The sequence below is a fragment of the Streptomyces sp. NPDC101234 genome, assembly GCF_044767525.1.
GTDB lineage: Bacteria > Actinomycetota > Actinomycetes > Streptomycetales > Streptomycetaceae > Streptomyces > Streptomyces sasae.
In genome coordinates this window covers 86369-103592 of the sequence record NZ_JBIWOA010000005.1, presented here as the reverse complement: position 1 = coordinate 103592, position 17224 = coordinate 86369, and the positions used below count along the sequence as shown (strand labels likewise).

General features: G+C 68.3%; 15 protein-coding genes. 5 read left to right on the top strand and 10 right to left on the bottom strand.

All coding sequences use genetic code 11. The annotated features are described in order from the left end of the window. Positions 1–14 precede the first annotated feature (14 nt). The gene (locus tag ACIRR9_RS11120) at positions 15–611 is read left to right on the top strand and encodes a flavodoxin family protein (protein ID WP_403749906.1); all 597 of its coding nucleotides are present in this window, start codon (positions 15–17) and stop codon (positions 609–611) included. Between the two features lie 53 nt (positions 612–664). Then, the gene (locus ACIRR9_RS11115; protein WP_403749903.1) at positions 665–1057 is read left to right on the top strand and encodes a nuclear transport factor 2 family protein; all 393 of its coding nucleotides are present in this window, start codon (positions 665–667) and stop codon (positions 1055–1057) included. Between the two features lie 165 nt (positions 1058–1222). Here the strand turns inward: ACIRR9_RS11115 and ACIRR9_RS11110 are convergent, their stop codons facing one another. Continuing rightward, positions 1223–2239 carry a zinc-dependent alcohol dehydrogenase family protein gene (locus ACIRR9_RS11110; protein ID WP_403749900.1) on the bottom strand — a complete coding sequence of 339 codons (1017 nt, stop codon included), beginning with the start codon at positions 2237–2239 and terminating at the stop codon, positions 1223–1225. A 178-nt stretch (positions 2240–2417) separates the two neighbouring features. Further along, a complete protein-coding gene (locus ACIRR9_RS11105; RefSeq protein ID WP_403749897.1) occupies positions 2418–3302 on the bottom strand; it encodes a helix-turn-helix transcriptional regulator in 885 nt (294 codons plus the stop codon). 198 nt (positions 3303–3500) lie between these two features. Here ACIRR9_RS11105 and ACIRR9_RS11100 point away from each other — a divergent pair, with 198 nt between their 5' ends. Then, on the top strand, positions 3501–4238 hold the full coding sequence (locus tag ACIRR9_RS11100) for an SDR family NAD(P)-dependent oxidoreductase (protein ID WP_403749895.1): 738 nt from the start codon (positions 3501–3503) through the stop codon (positions 4236–4238). A 127-nt stretch (positions 4239–4365) separates the two neighbouring features. Here ACIRR9_RS11100 and ACIRR9_RS11095 read toward each other — a convergent pair whose 3' ends face one another. The 6 genes from ACIRR9_RS11095 to ACIRR9_RS11070 are packed head-to-tail and all read right to left on the bottom strand — an operon-like array spanning position 4366 to position 11383. After that, positions 4366–5208: an ABC transporter ATP-binding protein gene (locus tag ACIRR9_RS11095; RefSeq protein ID WP_403749893.1), complete on the bottom strand. Its 843-nt coding sequence runs from the start codon at positions 5206–5208 to the stop codon at positions 4366–4368. After that, positions 5205–6215 carry an ABC transporter ATP-binding protein gene (locus tag ACIRR9_RS11090; RefSeq protein WP_403749892.1) on the bottom strand — a complete coding sequence of 337 codons (1011 nt, stop codon included), beginning with the start codon at positions 6213–6215 and terminating at the stop codon, positions 5205–5207. The genes ACIRR9_RS11095 and ACIRR9_RS11090 overlap by 4 nt, the downstream gene beginning before the upstream one ends. Next, entirely contained in the window at positions 6212–7096 is an 885-nt protein-coding gene (locus ACIRR9_RS11085) for an ABC transporter permease (protein ID WP_403749890.1), read from the bottom strand. The genes ACIRR9_RS11090 and ACIRR9_RS11085 overlap by 4 nt, the downstream gene beginning before the upstream one ends. Continuing rightward, positions 7093–8052 (bottom strand): ABC transporter permease, encoded by a 960-nt coding sequence (locus tag ACIRR9_RS11080; protein WP_403749888.1) that lies wholly within the window; start codon positions 8050–8052, stop codon positions 7093–7095. The genes ACIRR9_RS11085 and ACIRR9_RS11080 overlap by 4 nt, the downstream gene beginning before the upstream one ends. A gap of 5 nt (positions 8053–8057) precedes the next feature. Further along, positions 8058–9707, bottom strand: a complete 1650-nt coding sequence (locus ACIRR9_RS11075; RefSeq protein WP_403749886.1) for an ABC transporter substrate-binding protein — start codon at positions 9705–9707, stop codon at positions 8058–8060. After that, positions 9704–11383, bottom strand: coding sequence for a CocE/NonD family hydrolase (locus ACIRR9_RS11070; protein WP_403749884.1), 1680 nt, complete (start codon positions 11381–11383; stop codon positions 9704–9706). The genes ACIRR9_RS11075 and ACIRR9_RS11070 overlap by 4 nt, the downstream gene beginning before the upstream one ends. Positions 11384–11555: 172 nt before the next feature. Between ACIRR9_RS11070 and ACIRR9_RS11065 the strand changes: the two genes are divergently transcribed. Further along, positions 11556–12254 carry a TetR/AcrR family transcriptional regulator gene (locus ACIRR9_RS11065; protein WP_403749883.1) on the top strand — a complete coding sequence of 233 codons (699 nt, stop codon included), beginning with the start codon at positions 11556–11558 and terminating at the stop codon, positions 12252–12254. A gap of 916 nt (positions 12255–13170) precedes the next feature. Here ACIRR9_RS11065 and ACIRR9_RS11060 read toward each other — a convergent pair. Next, positions 13171–14790, bottom strand: coding sequence for a serine/threonine protein kinase (locus ACIRR9_RS11060; RefSeq protein WP_403749882.1), 1620 nt, complete (start codon positions 14788–14790; stop codon positions 13171–13173). Between the two features lie 183 nt (positions 14791–14973). Then, positions 14974–15999 carry a tyrosine-type recombinase/integrase gene (locus tag ACIRR9_RS11055; protein ID WP_403749880.1) on the bottom strand — a complete coding sequence of 342 codons (1026 nt, stop codon included), beginning with the start codon at positions 15997–15999 and terminating at the stop codon, positions 14974–14976. 408 nt (positions 16000–16407) lie between these two features. On the opposite strand from ACIRR9_RS11055, the gene ACIRR9_RS11050 reads away from it, so the two are divergent. After that, entirely contained in the window at positions 16408–16710 is a 303-nt protein-coding gene (locus tag ACIRR9_RS11050; protein WP_403750521.1) for a helix-turn-helix domain-containing protein, read from the top strand. Positions 16711–17224: the final 514 nt, after the last annotated feature.

Here is a 17224-nt window from a genome sequence, read left to right as displayed (position 1 = left end):
AGGAGCAATACCCCATGTCATCCACCCTCCGTCCCACTGTCGCCGTCGCGTTCTATTCCGCCAACGGCCACACCGCTGCCCTGGCCGAGGCGGTGGCACGCGGTGCCGCCGAAGCCGGTGCCGAGGTGGTGTCCATCGCCGTGGACACGATCACCGACGAGCAGTGGGCTCAGCTGGACGCCGCCGACGCGATCATCTTCGGTTCCCCCACCTACATGGGCACCGCCTCCGCCGCCTTCCACGCCTTCGCCGAAGCAGGCACTCAGCGCTATGTCAACCGGACATGGTCCGACAAGATCGCCGCGGGTTTCACCATCTCCGGCGGTTTGAGTGGCGACAAGTCCTCCACACTCGGCTACTTCGTCACCCTGGCTGCCCAGCACGGCATGCAGTGGGTCACTCTGGGCCTGCTGCCGGGCTACGGGGACGCCAGCTCGGAGAGCCAGCCGAACCGCCTGGGCTACTACGTGGGCTCCGGCTCCCAGAGCCGGTACGACGCCGGCGCGGAAGCGATCCCGAAGTCGGACATCGCCACCGCCGAACACCTCGGCGCCCGCGTGACCCAGCAGACCGCGATCTACATCGCCGGGCGCGCCGCCCTCGCGGCCTGACGCGTCGGCCCGAATTCCCTGACCCCCAGCACCACTTCTTGAAGGAGCACGCCATGTCCGCATCCGACAACATCGCCCTCGTCCGCAGGCTGTACGAGGCCAAGGGCGACCCGGCCGTCCTCCAGGAGGCCCTGGACCCGGAGCTCGTCTGGGACGTCACCCCGGGGTTCCCGGGCGGCGGTGTCTACCAGGGGCTGGAAAACGTCGGCCGGGACTTCTTCGGCCCGCTGTATGAGCGGTTCGAGTCCTTCAACGCCGTGGGTGAGGAGTACTTCGCGGACGACGACAGCCACGTCTTCGCCCTCGGCCACTATGAGGGCGTGACCAAGAAGGGGAACAGCGCGGACATCAGGTTCATCCACATCTGGACCGTCCGCGACGGCAAGCTCGTCAAGCTGCAGCAGGCCGCCGACAGCCTCGTCGCCGACCGGCTGCTCAACGGCTGACACTGGCGCAACTGGCCGACCTTCAGGGAGACGTCCGGATCCAGGGCCGAGGAGGCCCTGGATCCGGACGCTGTCATGTCGGCACCGGAATTCTCCTGGATGACCGGAGCGACGGCCCCCATGGCAGTGCGCTGACGGCGCAGCGGGCACACGCCCACGACCGGGTCACGGCTTGAGCAGCGCCTTGACGGCGCGGCGTTCGTCCATGGCCTTGTAGCCCTCGGCGACCTGGTCGAGGGGGAGGGTGAGGTCGAAGACCTTGCCGGGGTTGATCCGGCCGGTCAGGACGCGGTTGATCAGATCCGGCAGGTAGCCACGCACGGGCGCGGGGCCGCCGCGCAGGCCGACGTGGGAGAAGAACAGTTCCTGACCGTCGATCGCGACGTCGTGCGGGATGCCGACGAAGCCGACGTTGCCGCCGGGGCGAGTGGAGTGCAGCGCCTGCTGCATGGACTGCGCGGTGCCGACGCACTCCAGCACGCTGTCGGCGCCGGCCCCGTTGGTCAGTTCCTTGACGCGTGCGATGCCTTCCTCGCCGCGTTCGGTGACGATGTCGGTGGCGCCGAACTCCAGGGCGAGCTTCTGCCGGGACTCATGACGGCTCATCGCGATGATGCGCTCGGCGCCGAGTTCCTTGGCCGCGATGACGCCGCACAGGCCGACCGCGCCGTCGCCGACGACCACGGCCGTGGATCCGGGCCGCACTTCGGCGGCCGTGGCGGCGTACCAGCCGGTGCCCATCACGTCGGAGAGGGCGAGCAGACTGGGCCACAAGACTTCAGCCGGGAGGGCGTCGGTGGCAACGAGGGTGCCCTGGGCGTTGGGGATGCGGACGTACTCGGCCTGGCAGGTGCTCATGAACTCGCGGTGCACGCAGTTGGACTGGTAGCCCGCCAGACAGTTCGGGCAGGTGTTGTCGGAGGTCGCGAAGGAGCCGATGACGCACTGCCCCGGCTTGACCGAGGTGACCTGGCTGCCGACCTCCTCGACGATGCCGACGTACTCGTGGCCCATCGGATGAGGCTGATCCACAGGCTCCAGGCCGCGGTACGCCCACAGGTCCGAGCCGCACACACAGGTGACGACAGTACGGATGATCGCGTCGGTCGGCGCGGTGATCGTCGGTTCGGGGACGTCCTCCACCCGGATATCACCGGGGGCGTGGATCACAGTTGCTCGCATGTTCCTTTTCCTGTTCTGGTCATTCGACGGGTGTCAGCGGCGACGAATGCGGGTGCTGACACCCGCGGTGCGCCGCCACACGTCGAATCGGCCACGGACGAGATGGCCGTCAGGTGGGAGCCGTACTGTGAGGCCCCAGCCGTGGCGCCATGGCGGTGCAGGGGCGTCTGGCGCGCGGTCAGTTCGTGGACGCGATGTCGGTGTTCTGCTCCTGGCCTGCGGTGGCAGACCAGCTGGAAAGCAGCTTCAGCGCATCCTCGGTCGGGCTTCCGGGAGGCGCGCTGTAGACGACCACGCTCAGCCCGTTCTCGTCCGGCAGCAGCATGGTCTCGTGTTCGAGGGCCAGGTCACCGACGACGGGGTGGCGCAATCGCTTGGTGCCCTCGCGGAAGACGTGGACGTCGTGGGAGCCCCACAGCGTGCGGAAGGTGTCGCTGCGGGTGGACAGCTCGCCGATCAGATCGGACAGCTCGCGGTCGTAGGGGTTCTTGCCTGCCGCTATGCGCAGGACGCCCACGGCCTCGTGGGTGACCCTCTCCCAGTCGGTGTAGAAGTGCCGGGCCTCGGGGCTCAGAAACGCGAACCGGGCACTGTTCGCCCCGTAGACCGGGTCGGCGTACATCGGCGCGAACAGGGCCCGGCCCAGGGGGTTGGCGGCCAGCGTGTCGAGGCGCTCGTTCTTCACGAACGCCGGCAGCTGCGGCATGCCCTCGATGATCCGCGCCATGCTCGGCCGTACGACCGGCTCATTGCGGCGTTGCTTCGTCCGCGCTCGGGGCGCAGGGCCGGCCGCGCGGGCGAGGTCGTACAGGTGCATGCGTTCGGTGTCGTCCAGGCACAGGGCCTTGGCCAGGGCGTCCAGCACGCTGTCGGAGGCGCCGCGCAGGTTACCCCGCTCAAGCCGCGTGTAGTACTCGACGCTGACCCCGGCAAGCGCCGCGACCTCGCCGCGACGTAGGCCGGGTACTCGTCGCTGCCCGTACACCGGCATGCCCGCCTGTTCGGGGGTGATTTTGTCCCGGCGGGAACGGAGGAATGCGCTGACTTCGTCCCGGTTGTCCATACGGCCAGGGTAGGGACACCGCGTCAAACGTGGGGGTCCCTGTCAGTACCCCTCACGGCAGGGGCTCCCGCCCCTCGGCCGACACCGGTTCCCTGTTCTGGGGCCAACCGGGTACCCCTTGCCACGCACGAATCGCTTTCAGTGACGCGATTTCCAGTGGCGATATCCATTCGCGCGCATCAAATGAAGGACGCAGTCATGGATCAGAATGTCATTCTGCTCACCGGAGGCGGCTCGGGAATCGGGCAGGTCACAGCGCAGGAATTGGCCCGGGACGGCCATCGCGTCGTCATCGTGGGCCGTAATGAGGACAGCTTGGTCTCGACGGCAGAAGGTTTCGACTCCCTCGAATACGTCGTTGCCGACATCACGAACACTGCCGATATCGAGGCGGTGATCGCTCACATCACTGAGCGTCACGGGCGTCTCGACGTGGTAATCAACAATGCCGGCATGGCTCCGGTCCAGCCGCTCGAAAACCTGGACATGGCCCAGTTCGACCAGGTCTACGCAGTGAATGTGCGTGGACTGGTCGATGTCACCCGCCAGGCACTGCCGTTGCTGAAGGAGTCGCGCGGCTCGGTCATCAACCTCTCCTCCTCCTTGGTGGACAATCCGATGACCACCATGCCCGCCTACTCGTCCGCGAAGGCAGCGGTGAACCAGCTGTCGAAGGTCTGGGCGAAGGATCTGGCCCGCCACGGGATTCGCGTCAACTACATGTCGGTGGGCCCGATCGAGAGCCCGATCTACGACAAGACCGATCAGTCCGAGGAGGAACGCCAGGCCCACAAGGATGCGGTGACTTCCCGCGTTCCGCTCGGCCGGTTCGGCACCTCCGAGGAAGTCACCTCGGTCATCCGTTTCCTCATTTCCGAGCAAGCGAGCTACATCACCGGCGCCGACTACGCCGTCGACGGGGGCTTCAGGCTCTGATGCGGATCCTCACTATGTTGTGAGCTTTCCGCAGCACGGGAGGCCTCCGGTACTGAGGTCTCCTCGCCGGTCCCACCAGCACCACCGGCAGACGAGCAGGCCCTCCTGCGGGCTGTCGCCCACCCGTTTACGCGGCCTGCCGGGTGCGTCGTGGGCGCCAGCCGGGTCGGGGAATCGAAGCCAACAGGGACCGGGTGTAGGTGTGTTGGGGGTCGGTGAAGATGCGGGCGACCGGGCCCTGCTCGACGACGCGGCCCCGGTGCATGACCACGGCGTCCTCGCACAACTGCCGAACGACCGCCAGGTCATGGGTGACGAAGAGCAGGGTCGTGCCGGTGCGTTCGCGCAGGTCGGCGAGGAGGTTGAGGATCTGGGCCTGGACGGAGACGTCGAGCGCGGCGACGGCCTCGTCGAGGAGCAGGACGTCGGGCTGCGGGGCCAGGGCGCGGGCGATGGCGGCGCGTTGGCGCTGTCCGCCGGAGAGTCGGGCGGGCCGGGCGTGGGCGAGGCCGCGCAGGCCGACGGTGTCCAGGAGTTCGGTGACCCGGGTACGGCGAGTGGAGCGGTCGCCGAGGTTGCCACCGAGGCGGTCGGCGTGAAGGTGCAGGAGTTCGGCGAGTCCGTCGCCGATGGGTTGGCGTGGGTCGAGGCTGGAGTAGGGGTCCTGGTGGACGATCTGCACGGTCGCGGCGCGGGCCAGGCGGGCGGCGCGGCCTCGGAGCCGTTCGCCACCACTGCGGCCGTGCAGCAGCACGTGGCCGGCGGACGGCTCTTCCAGTCCGGCGACGAGGCGGATGACCGTCGACTTGCCAGCGCCCGATTCTCCGACCAGCGCGAGTGCGCCGCCTCGGGTCACCTGGAAGTTGACGTCCTCGCAGGCGGTGATCTGGCCGTGGCGGGTGGGGTAGTGCTTGGTGAGGCCGGAGACGTCGAGGAGCGGTACGGCGTCGGCCGGGGTGTCGGCGATCACAGGGCGGCCTCCTTCGGCCGGTCGAGGTCTCCGTCGAGTTCGTCGGCGCGGTGGCAGGCGACCGCTCCGTCCGTGTCCGGGCGTAGTTCGGGGCGTTCGGTGCGGCAGCGGTCCTCGGCGAAGGCGCAGCGGGGAGCGAAGGGACATCCTTCGCCGGTTTCGTGGGCGGCGGCCGGGCGGCCGGGGATGACGGGCAGTCGGGTACCGGGCTCGCCCAGGCCGGGCCGGGCGGCGAGCAGGCCGGCGGTGTAGGGGTGGCGACGGCCGGTGTGCAGGTCGGTGGCGGGTCGCTGTTCGACGATGGTGCCGGCGTACATGACGGTGATGCGGTCGCAGACGGCGGTGGCCAGTTCGAGGTCGTGGGTCACGAACAACATGGCGAGGTTCCTGTCGCGGCGTTGTTCGTCGAGGATGGCCATGACGTCCTGCTGGGTGGTGACGTCGAGGGCGGTGGTGGGTTCGTCCGCGAGCAGCAGGCGGGGTTCGGCGACCAGTGCGGAGGCGATCATCATGCGTTGCAGCAGTCCGCCGGAGAGCTGGTGGGGGTACTGGCTCAGGCGGCGCGGACCGTCGGTGATGCCGATGTCGGCGAGCAGCGGGAGGAGCCGTTCCTCGGCCTGGGCGTGTGTCAGGCCGAGGTGGCAGGTGAGCGGTTCGGTGAGGAAGTCGCCCAGCGTGTGCACCGGGTTGATGTGGGCCCGGGGGTTCTGGAAGATCATCGCGACGTCGCGGGAGAGATAGCGGATGAGCCGCTCACGGCCCATCGTCTGGATGTCCTCGCCCTCGAAGGCGAAGGTGCCGCGGGTGTGGGCGTTGCGTGGCAGCAGCCGGATGACGGCGCGTGAGGTCAGCGACTTCCCGGAGCCGGACTCACCGACCAGGCCCAGGGCTTCCCCGGGAGCGAGGTCGAAGGTGACGTCGCGGACGAGGGTGCGGGGCTCCTGCCGGCGCTGGTGCAGATCGATGCCGAGGTGCTCCACCCGCAGCAGAGGACCGGTGGTGGTCATCGTGGGTCCTCCTGGTGGGTGCGGGCGATCATCGTGTCGCCGAGCAGGTTGAAGACGACGACGGTGAGGACGATCAGGCCACCGGCCATCAGGCTCTGCCCGGGCGCCCCGGCGAGCAGCGAGGACTGCCCTTCGGAGACCATCAACCCCCAGTCCGCGGTGGGCGGCTGGACACCGAGGCCGAGGAAGGAGACAGCAGCGAGGTCGATCAGGGCGGAGCCGAAGGCGGCGGTGGCCTGGGCGACGATGAAGGGAGTCAGGTTGGGCAGGAGGTGGCGCAGGTTGATCCGCCAGGCGGACATCCCGGCGGCCTCCAGGGCGGCGACGTAAGGCAGTCGGCGCTCGCGGACGGCCACGCCGCGCACGATGCGTGCCATGTATGGCAGGTAGGCGATGGCCAGGGCCACCACGGGAGCGGTGAGGCCGGGTCCGAAGACGGCGACGGCGAGGACGGCGAGCAGCAGCCCGGGGAAGGCGAACAGGACGTCGTTGATCCGGCTGACGACCCGGTCGAGCCAGCCGCCTCGCCAGGCACACAGCAGCGCCAGGGCGACGCCGCCTGCGGTGGCGCCCGTGATGATCAGCGCGGGCCCGAGCAGGCTGACGCGGGCGCCGTACAGCAGCCGGGAGTACAGGTCCCGGCCGAGGGCGTCGGTGCCGAGCCAGTGACCGGCGGACGGGTCCTGGCTCGCCGCGGCCATGTCGACGGTGTTCGGCTGGTGCGTGGCCAGGACGGGTGCCAGTACGGCGAGTGCCACGAGGAGCGTGGCGAGTGCGGTCAGCGCGGTCGCGGAGGGCGTGAGGCGGCCCATCCGTATGCGCAGGGACAGTTGACGGGTGCCGAGCTTGGCGGCGGGCGCGGTTTGGGAGACGTTGCTCATCGGGAGCTCACCGCCCGGATTCTGGGGTCGAGGGCCGCCTGGAGCAGGTCCGTGGCGGCGTTGACGACGATGAAGACCACGACCATGAGCAGGCCGACCGCCTGCACCACCGGTGTGTCCTTCTGGGCCACGGCCGCCACGAGCGCCGCGCCGAGACCGTTGAGGCCGAACGCCTGCTCCACGACGACATCCGCGGCGATCAGCCCACCGACCGTCAGCCCTACGGCCGTGCTGATCGGGATCATGGCGTTGCGCAGGATGTGGCGGCGCAGGATCCGTGCGGCGGGCAGGGCACGGCTGCGCGCGGTCTCCACGTGTTCCCGACCCGCTTCCTCACGGATGGCGGCCCGGGTGATCTGAGCGAGATAGGCGGCCCAGGCGATCGCCAGGGTCACGGCGGGCAGGGTCAGGTGGTACAGGCGGTCGGCGAGCGAGGGACCGCCACCGCCGAGGGCGGGGAACCAGTGGACCTTCACCGAGAGCAGGGCGACGAGCGCGGAGGCGGCGACGAAGGCGGGTAGGGCCAGGCCGACGCTGGTGAATGCGGTGACGACGGTGCCGGTACGCCGGGACAGCGCGGACCAGATGCCAAGGCCCACACCGAAGACGACGATCAGGACGGCGGCGTAGCCGACCAGCAGGAGGGTGTCGGCGACGCGGGGGCCGAGGAGGGAGGAGACGGACTGCCGGTAGGTGAGGGAGGTGCCGAGGTCACCGTGGAACAGGCCGGTCAGCCAGTCCCAGAAGCGGGTGGACAGGGGTTGGTCCAGGCCGAGTTGATGACGGATGGCATCGACGGTGAGGGCGGAGGCGCGTGGCCCGGCGAGCCGGCTGGCCGGGTCCCCTGGGGAGAGGTTCAGAGCGGCGAACATCGCGAACGCGGCGGCCAGCATGGTGATGGCCAGGCCCAGCAGCCGGAGCAGCCAGGTGAGCGCGGAGCGGGCGAGGGGCTGCATGGTGTTCACCTGCTTCCGATCCGGGCGAGGGACGGGGAGAAGAGGTAGGCGAAGGAGGTGGGGGCACCGGTGATGCCGTTGTTCATGTACGTCACCTCGTGCAGGGAGAGCAGCGGGACGGCCAGCGTCTTCGCCTCCCATCGGCGCTGCGCCGTGATGATCAGCGCGGCGCGGGCATGGGGGTCGGTGGTCTGTTGTGCCTCGGCGAGCGCGGAGTCGACGACGGGGTCGGAGAAGCCGGTCCAGTTGAAGAAGCCGTCGGACAGCGCCAGGTTGGGCACCCAGTCGAGCGGGTCGGGGATGTCCAGGAACGTCTCGGCCAGCGCGAAGTCCAGGCCCTTCCGGTAGGAGGGGTCGTAGAACATGCTGGAGAACTGAAGGGCCGGCAGCTGGCGCACGGTGAGAGTGATACCGATGGACTTGGCCGCCTGCTGGATGACGGCCGCGGTGTTGAGCAGGTCCAGGGAGCCCGCCTGCACAGCCAGGACCGCGGGGCGCAGTTCATCGCGGTGCTTGTCGACCAGCGCCCTCGCCGTCTTGAGATCCGCGGCGGTCGGGTCCGCGTGCACGAGCGGCATCGAGGCCGCGGCCTTCTCGTAGTCCGCCTTGGCCTCGGGGTCCCAGCCGGTTTCCGGCAGCACGGTGGTGCTCGGAACGGCCGCGCCACGGTAGACGGTACGGGCGAGTTCCTGCCGGTTGACGGCCAGGCTCAGTGCGCGTCGGATGTCCGGGTCCGCGGACATCCCCGTGGCCTGGAGGGGGATCATCTGGAGTGACTTGAGGCTGGGGCCGAAGTACAACTGGCCGCTGGGGCTGCCCTTCAGGGTGGGCAGTGCGGAGTTGGGGACCTCAAAGGCTCCCGCGATCGCGCCGCTGGCCAGGGCCTGGGTGAGTGCGGTGGTGTCAGTGACGAACAGCAGGGTGACCCTGTCCGCGTGCGCCCGGTAGGCCGGGTCCCAGTAGTCGGGGTTGGCCTTCAGTTCGATGCTTGCGCCGGAGGTCCATTTCTCCAGTTCGAGCGGCCCCGAACACATCACTCCTCCGGAGGCCGTACCAAAGTTTTTGCCCGCGCGCCGGGCGTAGCGGGCCTGGACGACGGTGCCGGCGGTCGTGGCCAGTTCCTTGAGGAACAGTTCGTCGGGCCTGCTGAAGTGCACGGTGACGGTGTGGGTGTCGGTCGCCTCGATCGATGTGACGTTGACGAAGAAGGAGTTGGCCACCGCGCTCGGGTCGAGCTGTCGCTTCAGGCTGTAGACCACGTCCGCGGAGGTGAGCGCCGTACCGTCCCAGAACCGCACGTCGTCGCGCAGATGCAGCACCAGCGTCCGCGGGTTCGGCTGGTCCCAGGACCGGGCCAGGCCGGGGGAGCTGGTGTAGTCCGGGTTGAGGCGCAGCAGGCTGTCGCACAGGTTGCTGACCACGAGATACGGCGAGGAGTCGCCCGCCTGCTGGTAGTCCAGGGTGGTGGGCTCACCGGTCGGCAGGTCCCACACCAGCGAGGAGACCCGACCGCGGGCCGGGTCCGAGGTCGTCTGGAGCATCCCGCTGCCGAGTGTGGCCGCCGGTAGACCGGTGCACCCGGAGATGCCCAGGGCCAGCGCGGTGGCGGAGGCCGCCACGGCGAGAGAACGCCGCAATGCCGCGGGCCCGGTCACGACGGGCACTCCGCGTCGATGACGGTCAGGGACAGCGCGGACGGCCGGTCTCCGCCGGTCGTGAGTGTCTGCGTCGTGGTCTTGCCGACCGCGGCGAGCCAGGGGTTCTCCTCCGTGCCCGGATGGGGCAGGTACGTGGGGAAGTCACTGGAGGCGATGTGCAGGCGCAGGGCATGGCCCGGGCGGACCCGGTACCCGGCGTGGGTGAGATCGAAGACGACGGGTGCCGGTGGTCCGCCGGGTATCAACTGCTGCCCCCGGACCAGGACATGGGCGCAACCGTCGGATGATACGTCCAGCAGCTTGAGGTAGACGTGGGCGCTCGGGCCGTCGGTCCCGACGCTGAGGGTGGTCCGGACCGGGCCGGCCAGATCGAGTGGCTCGGTGAACGGTTCGGTGGTGAAGGTCAGAACGTCCGGGCGGCGGTGCAAGGGCGACTCGTCCACGTGGTGACGCAGCGCGGAGAAGGAGTCGTCCAGGAGGCTGGGCACGAGGTTCGCTGGGTCGTGCACCCAGGACGCGGCCTGTTCCTCTCCTGCCGGGTTGGGACTCAGGCCGCCTCCGCGCTCGTCGACGGTCGCGCTTGTCGCTTCCGAAAGGTGCAGGCGCAGGGTACGTGCTCCCGGAGGCGGCCACGATTGTGCCGTACGGTCGCCGAGGTGTCCGTGGTGCCACCGCACCCGGGGCAGGCTGTCCGGCGTGCGTGCCTCCTTGACGAACACGTCGAAGAACGCCACCAGCGGGTCCAGATGACGGGGAAGCATCCGCTCCACCGCCGCGTCGACCATCGCGTGGTCCAGCTCCGGCGGCACGGGGACGTCGTCCAGGTGGTAGCTCTCGTGGTCGATCGAGTCGACGTGCAGGTACTGAACGGGCGCCCAGTGGGGCCGTGAGGCCAGTTCGGCCCAGTCGTTGATGCTGGGCTGCAGACAGTTGTCGTACCACCCGGCCTGGTGCAGCACCGGGATCGGGCGGCCGTCGAAGGGGTGCCCGTGCGGGAACGCCTGCACGGCCCTGACCTCCGGGAAGTAGGAGTCCCACATGGCGGGCCTGGAACCGATGCCCTCGGCGATCGCGTCCATCGCGTCGGCCAGAGGGCGCCGGGTCAGGTCGGGCGTGAACTCGTAGGCCCACTTGTCGGTCCAGTAGGCGGCGAAGTAGAGCGCGCCGAACAGCTGTGTGATCCCGTCACGCTGCCAGTAGTCGGGGCGGATGCCGTCGGCGCCGGTGACCCGGGGAGCGATCGCCCGCAGCGCCGGGTGCCTGGCTGAGGCGGCCGCCCACTGGGTTGCTCCGTAGTACGAGTCACCGAACATGCCGACCCGGCCGTCGGACCAATCCTGCCGGACGATCCAGTCGATGGTGTCGTAGCCGTCGTCGGCCTCGTGGACGAACGGCATGGTCTCGCCCTCTGAGCGGAACTTCCCCCGGACGTCCTGGACCACCACGGCGTAGCCGCGGGCGGTGAGGTAGGCGGCGATCCGGTCCATGAAGACGTAGCGGCTGTTCTTGTCGTAGGGAAGCCGCACCAGTGCCGTGGGCAGCGGGCGGCCGGTGCGGTCGGGCGGCAGGTAGACGTCGGTGGCCAGGCGCACTGTGTCCCGCATCGCGACCATGACCTGCGTCGCGGTGTCGGGAACGTGGGTGGGCTCGGCGTGCTGCACGGGAAGCGGCATCACTGCTCCAGCAGGGAGGCGGGGTGTGGCTTGCCGAGGATTGAACAGTGATGTGAACACTGTTGTCTAGACTGTTCACGTACTTTCTCCTTAGGATCACCGGCAGCCGACAGCGGCCGGAGCAGGTTCAGAGGCCGGCCCCCGCAGGGGCACGTACTGGGAGGGACAGCGCATGGGGGAAACGGAGACCGGACGAGGGCGGCGCCGGGGCGGCGCGCTCACTCGAGAGGAGATCATCGAGGCCGCGGTGGAGATCAGCACCGCCGAAGGGCCCGCCGGAGTCAGCTTCCGCGCGCTGGGCGGCCGGCTCGGTGTGGCGGCCACCGCGCTGTACCGGCACTTCCGCGACAAGGACGAGCTCATGCTCGCCCTGGCCGACCAGATCTTCGTCGAGATCGCCGAACGCTTCACACCGAGCGACGACTGGGCGGCGGACCTCCATCAACTGGCGCGCCTCGGCCGTGAGGTGGGCCGACGGCACGCGGTCACCCTCGCCTGGCTCGGATACCGCAACACCGGAGGCCCCGGAGACCAGGCGGTCGCCCTCGCCTCCCTGCGTGTGCTCCTGGACGCCGGGCTGACCCAGGAACAGGCCCTGTTCCACTACCAGTTGCTCACGGACACCCTGATGGGCCTGCTCACCGTGGACGCCATGCGCGAATCCCTCGACGCCGACACCCGCCGCAAGGACGACGCCGCCCTCGCCGCGCTCTACGCGAACATGGCCCGCGAAGAGCCACGACTGTCCCACGTACCCGCACTCGCCGTCACCACCGACGACGACACCCTGTTCGCCGCCCAGATCGACCTCCACATCCACGCGATCCACGCGACGGCGTCCGGCAGGCCGGTCCTACACGGGCCTGCCTAAGGGCGGCAGCAGCGGCTCGATCAACGCCCACAAGTCATGGCCCACGATCACGGTCGAGTACTCACACATCGCGAACGGTCGAATCATCAGACCGGTCACGTCCGACCGGGGCACTTCAAACAAGATCCCGTTGCGAGCTCGTAGGGATGCTTAGGCCCACCGCGCGCCAGCTCGTAAGCCGGCCTTGTCACAGTGCGTCGGGCAGTGTGTCCATGTGCGAGAACGCAGTTCCGAACATGGTGACCGTGACCTCCTCCACTGCGAGGGGTGGGTGGGCGTAGGTGTCCCAGGTCTCGGAGAATCGGGCATGTCTGGAGAGCGCTTGCACAGTCTTGGGGTCGTGCTGGCGAGAGGCGCCGAGCATTCTGGTGTAGAAGTGTTGCGATCACGGAAGCGAGTCCGCTCCGGAAGCCCGGCTATGGTCACGGCTTTTTGCCACTTGTCATGGAAGTCGCTGTAGAGGACAGGGCGGCCGAACCGACTCTTGACGATCAGGCCGTCGCCGGCCGATGCGACGGACCCCGTGTCCCTTCGATGGGTGGCGCTCTCGACCGGGCACTGAACTACGCGGTGTTGTTGATGGTGCAGGAAGGCAGCAAGGGCTGATGTGGCGAAGAAGGTTCCCCGTCAGCGCCCACAGGTCGGATAAGACGCCCGGAACTGGCCCCTTGCTCGGGCCAGGCTGACAGCGACCATAGCGCCTCACATGTCTGCCACTTGACCTCATCGCGCCGACGTCACCCTGTTGGGTGAGCCGTCCGGAACGGTCCCCTGAATTGGGAAGCCGGGCTCTTTTCAATGGCTCGGTGGTGCGCCGTACGCCGTTGCCGTTGGTGTCAGAGGAACAAGGCCGATGGGCAGGCTGCAAGTCGGGAGGAGGTCACCGAACTGCAGCACCAGCCATAGGAGTTGGCTGCTACACGCGACAGCTGTCGATGTGGGTGACTTCGCGGTAGTCGACGATGGTGGGGCTGGCCATGGACTCCCGGTAGACGAGGACGGCACGGCCGTAGGGCCAGGAGGTGTCGTTGCCGAAGTTCTGCTGGGCTTCGGAGCAGCTGCCGAACATCAGGCCGCGGACGATGTCAGTGAATCCGGTGTCGTCACGGTAGTCCTGTCCTTCCGGGTAGATGCCGGGGCCGAAGGTGACGAACATGGTCTGGGCCGCCGGGTTGAAGGTCACGGTCACGGTGTCACCCATGTACTGCTGTCCCCGGAGCACGGGCTCCGCATCCGTGATCAGGTGCTGTGCGGCAGTCTTCTCGGCCGATGTGGCGGGCAGTCGGGCTGCGGCCCATTCGTCCACGTTGGGCTGGGCGTTGTCGCTGCGGGTGTAGGCGGGGGAGGGGACGCCAGCGCGTTGGGGCGTTTGCGACGTCGCTGGCGTCGAGGGGGAGGCCGTAGCAGGGCTGGTTGTCCGGGAGGTGGACTGCTGTGCCGCGGTGGTGGCAGTGGCGGTGCTCGTGTGGCTGCTCGGTGTGGGGGCCTGGCCGTGGGCGGCGTTCGATGATTGAGAGGCAGCCGCGAGGGCACCGCCGAGACTGCCGAGGACGGCGGCGCCCACGGCGACCGTCAGATACAAGCGTGTGCGGTTGTTGCGCCCGGGCGGGGTGGGCCAGGCGGGTTCGGCTTCAGGGGTCAGGTCCCAGTGCGCGCTGACGAGGTCGGATATCAGGGTGGGCTGCTGGTCGCTGGGCGTGAGGACGGCGGTTTCCTGGGCTGCGAGCAACTCGGTGCACTCACCCGCGAGCTCAGTGGCGCTCGGCCTGTCGGACGGGTCTTTGGCCAGCGCCTTAGCCACCAGGCGTTGCAGGCTGGCCGGCAGGCCGTCCAGGTCGGGCTCGGCTTGCATGACGCGGAAGGCCACCGCATCGGCGGCGCCGCCGCCGAAGGGGAGGCGGCCAGTGGCTGCGTAGGCGAGGAGGGCTCCCCAGGCAAACACGTCGCCTGGGGAGCCGACGGCGCCGGTGCGGTAGTGCTCGGGACTGATCCAGCCGGGCGTGCCGGTCATCACCCCGGTGCGGGTGACCGAAGTGCCGTCCAGGGCGTGGGCAATGCCGAAGTCCAGGACCTGTGGTCCGGAGGGGGTCAGGATGACGTTCTGCGGCTTCACGTCCCGGTGGATGACGCCCTGGGCGTGCACGGCGGCGAGTGCGGCTGCGGTGCCGGCAGCCAGCGCATGCAGACGTCCTCCGGACAAGGGGCCGTTGGCCGTCACGTGCTCGTCGAGGGTGAGGCCGGGGATGTAGGGCGTGACGAGCCAGGGCGTCGCAGCTTGGGTGTCGGCGTCGCGGACCGGAACCAGGCACGGCCCGGTGACGCGCTGGGAGAGCTGCACTTCCCGCCGGAAGCGAGCACGGAACTCATCGTCTGCGGCCTGTGCCGGATGCACGACCTTGACGGCGACACGTTCGCCGGTTGCCGTGAGAGCGGCGTACACCGTGCCCATACCGCCGGATCCCAGCCGCCCCACGATGCGGTAGGGACCCACCCGGCGCGGATCGCCGGGCTGGACCGGCTGAACACGGTTGGACACGACGGCTCCCCCAGATGACTCACGGCCGACATCGGTCGCAACAATGGGCAGATCGTATCGACGTCATGCGCCGGACAGCTCAAGAACCACAGCCCTCACCGGCCGTGCACCCGACCCGGCGGCGACGGAAGAGGCGCGGCGTTCGGTCACAGGTGCGCGGCGAGCGAGATGATCTCGTTAAACTCAACATCCCTTGGGTGGCTGCGGGATCGAGTGGAATGCCTCGCCGAAAGCGGTCACCGTCAGACCTTCTGCAATCTTCGGTGGGCGGGCATAGGTGTCCCAGGTTTCGGTGAACCGGGCGTGACGTGAGAGGGATTGGACTGTCTTCGGATCGTGCTGGCCTGGGCCGCCGAGGGTGGACGTGTAGAAGCTCTTGAGATCATGGAAACGGGCGCGTTCAGGGAGACCGGCCCGGGCGACGACCCGTTGCCACTTCTCGTTCAAGTCGCTGCTCTGCACGGGCCTGCCGTATCGGTTGGTCACGATGAGCCCTTCGTCAAGTGGCTCGACGTGACCGCGAGCCCGACGCTTGCGCGCTGCGTCGTGGGTGATCGGTTCCGGCGCGCTGAAGTTGGCCACATGAGCCGCCAATTGCTCGATCAGGAAATGATCCACAGGAAGGGTCGCGTAGCTGGCCTTCGTTTTGAGTGGCGCGGCTTTGCCGCGCTGACGCTGCTCTTGGACGTGGAGGAGGTCCTCCTGCCAGCCCACGCACGCCCGTGTCAGGCCCAGGGCCTCGCCGGCACGTAGTCCTGCGCATGCGCCGAGCCAGACCAGGATCTCGTAGCGCGGCTCGATCTCCCGCATGGCCACGGCGGCTGCGGCCACCTGTTCGGGAGTCAGTGAGACTCTGCTGTCGTCGATTTGAGGGAGCTCGATGCGGGACACGATGTTTGCGGGCAGTGGAATGTCTTCGTCCATCATGTAGTGGATGAGAATGCGCCACGTCTTGAAAATCTGGACAATCGTGCGGGCTGATCTGAGGCTGGGTTTTTCCAGCAGGTGATCGATGAAGGCCATCGAATCGCGCCGCCGCAGCGTTGCTGGCAGGCGGTTTCCCGCGAACGGGAGAATGTGGTTGTGGAGGTGGCTCTCGTAGGTATTGATCGTGCTGGGTCTCTTTTTCTTCTTCCGTTTTCGCTCGATCATCTGCGCGCCGAAGAATGCGACCCGTGCACCGCGTACCGGCTGACTCTCGCCCGTCACAGCCGCGTCTTGGTTCGCCAGTTGGCCGAGCCGGTCGAGGGCTTCCTCCCAGGTAGCGAACGACTCTCTGTGCTCTTGCCTGAGGTGATCGACGTAGCGGGCCTGCCAGCGGAGCCCCCGTCCGTGGTCCGCTGAGGGGTAAAGGGGACGGTTCCTGGTCCCGCACCTACAGGGTGTGTCATCTCGGTGGGGTTTTGGATATGACTTGTGCCATCGATCGAATGGCAACACGGGTCTGGCCATATGTTCTCGTTCATTGCTAGTGAGCTAGTGGCCTGCTGTCACACCTGGGTCTGGCCGTTTACGTCGGGCGAGGTGCATGGGTGAGTGGTGCCGTAGTCGCGCGACCATTCGCGTGTGCTCACATGCAGGATTTCCAGCCTGAAGCCCGATTATGCACAGCTGTTCATGGTCTGGGAGAAGTTACGCGGGTGGTGTCGCTGTGTGCCACCACGCGAACCGTCACCAGATCCCCGACTCCTGTCCCTCGGCATGCAGATTCGACGCCTCAGGGAAGACCGGGGATACACCTTGGAAGAGCTCGCAGAGCGCAGCGGGTTGAGTTTCCGCGGACTCATCTATATCGAGCATGGGCAGCGCAGCCCCAGCGTGCTCACTCTTCTGGACATCGCTGCTGGACTCGATGTAGAGCCGGGGGAACTCGTCAACCACATCACCCGGGAGGAATCCGGCAAGCCCGGTTCTCAGTAGTCCGGGGGGCAATCGAACGTCCGCCGAATTCTTCTTGGGGTGTGGTGCGCTCGTAGGGGCTGTTGGGCGTCGCGATGAACGCAATCCGTGATGTCGCCCGACTCGCCAGTTCCGGCAATCTGCCTCCGCCGAGGCGACTGGACCGAGACCAGTCCACCGCCGGAGGCCGGACACGCCTGCTCCTCCACGACCTGCTGACGAGCCCGCTCGATAGCCACGCCGGATGGGCTGTCCTGACCGCTCGGCCTCTGAGGCTGTTGCCGGACCTGGCCCAGAGCCCCTTGAAGGGGGTTACCCGTCCCGCCGATCCCCTTGCCCACGTCCCGTGCGTCGCCCAGCCAGCCCCTGTGCCTGAAGCGCGTCGGCGGATGCGGACCACCGGGTAGTGCCGTCCGTTGCGGGATCGATCCAGAGCGCCAAGGGCGAGACCCACGCGGCGACGCTCATCCTCGAATGCCTGGAACGCAGCGGCAAGAAAGTACGACGTACACGAGGTCCTCGGACTCCTGAGCCA